Raw genomic sequence first — 1,286 nt, 5'->3', positions numbered from 1 at the left:
GCGATGGACGCGGGCCAGCGCAGCCCGGCTTCCCGCTGGGCGACGAACACGGTGCGTCGGGGCAGTCCGTCGAGGGGAATCAGCCGGCACGCGGGCTCCTGACCGGCCCACATCAGGTCCGGCATCAGCGCCACCGCGTTGCCGGAGGCCACCAGGCGGATCTGCGCTTGCAGGTCGGCGGTGACGTAGCGGACGTCCGGTTCGAAGCCCGCGACCCGGCAGGCCTGCTCGGCGAAGTGCCGGGATGCGGCCCCCGGGGGTTCCATCACCCACGGCAAATCAGCGGTGGCGGCCAGGTCGGGAACGTCACGCCCGGCCTGGACGGCGAGCCGGATCGCGTCGCTGGTCAGATCGCGGCGCACCAGCCCGGGCAGCCACGGCGCGGAGTGGTCCGGGTATTGCTCGGCGATCACCATGTCGAAGTCGCGCGCCCACGTCTGCTGCAGGGCCTCGGCGGGTTCCTTCTGGACCATCTCGACGCGCACATCGGGGTGGGACGCCGCCATCGTGGTCAGCGCGGCGGGCATCAGGGCCAGCGCCGCCGACTGGAACACGGCCACCCGCACCCGGCCACGGACGGTCGTCCCGGACGCCTTCACCTCCGCCTCGGCGCGCTCCAGGGTGTCGGCCAACTTCGCCGCCGCGGCGACCAGGATCTCCGCCTCGGGGGTCAGCCGGACGCCGCGTCCGGACTTGCGCAGCAGCGGCGTCCCGGCCTCGCGTTCGAGCTGCGTCAACTGCTGCGACACGGCTGAGGGGCTGTACTGCAGCGACTCGGCGACGGCGGCCATCGTCCCGCGGATCGACAGCTCCCGCAGCAGCATCAAGCGGTGAACATCCAGCACGGTTCCTCCGATGCATCGCGAAATCTGATGAATAGTGGTCAGAAACAGTCGCTTGTCCTGACGGCTCGATCGGATGAGACTACTGCCACGTCCCGCCTACGGGACGCACCCCCTGCGAAGCGACTCCTGGAGGCCCCATGTCCGACGCACATCCGTTCGACGCGACGACTCCCGACGCGCGCCGGGCCTCGCCGCAGGCGGAGTTGGCCACCCCCCCAGCCCCGGCGTCCGGTCCCGCCGCCGATGCGGTCGATCCCGCCTTGGTGGAGGAGGCCATCGCGTTGGTGCGCCGCTGGCTGTCCGAGGCCGAGTCGCTGCCCGCCGACCCGTCGGGCCAGCGCCTCGCGGGCGTCCTGAAGGACGCCGGCGGCCTGGACTTCACCGTCGGATTCGTCGACGGCGTGGTGCGCCCCGAGGACACCTCCGTGGCCGCCCACAAGC

General features: G+C 72.1%; 2 protein-coding genes. One reads left to right on the top strand and one right to left on the bottom strand.

The genetic code is table 11. The features are described 5' to 3' along the window. Positions 1-845: LysR family transcriptional regulator (locus tag V7E09_RS05290; RefSeq protein WP_324523117.1), on the bottom strand; the 845-nt coding region annotated here is incomplete at its 3' end. A 137-nt stretch (positions 846-982) separates the two neighbouring features. Here V7E09_RS05290 and V7E09_RS05285 point away from each other — a divergent pair. Beyond that, positions 983-1,286, top strand: a 304-nt coding sequence (locus V7E09_RS05285) for a hypothetical protein (RefSeq protein WP_442956842.1), incomplete at its 3' end; no start/stop codon positions are given.

The sequence above is a fragment of the Propioniciclava sp. genome, from assembly GCF_036744435.1.
Classification (GTDB): domain Bacteria; phylum Actinomycetota; class Actinomycetes; order Propionibacteriales; family Propionibacteriaceae; genus Propioniciclava.
Note: the sequence above shows the minus strand (reverse complement) of the source record. Positions and strands in the feature narration are given on the sequence as shown.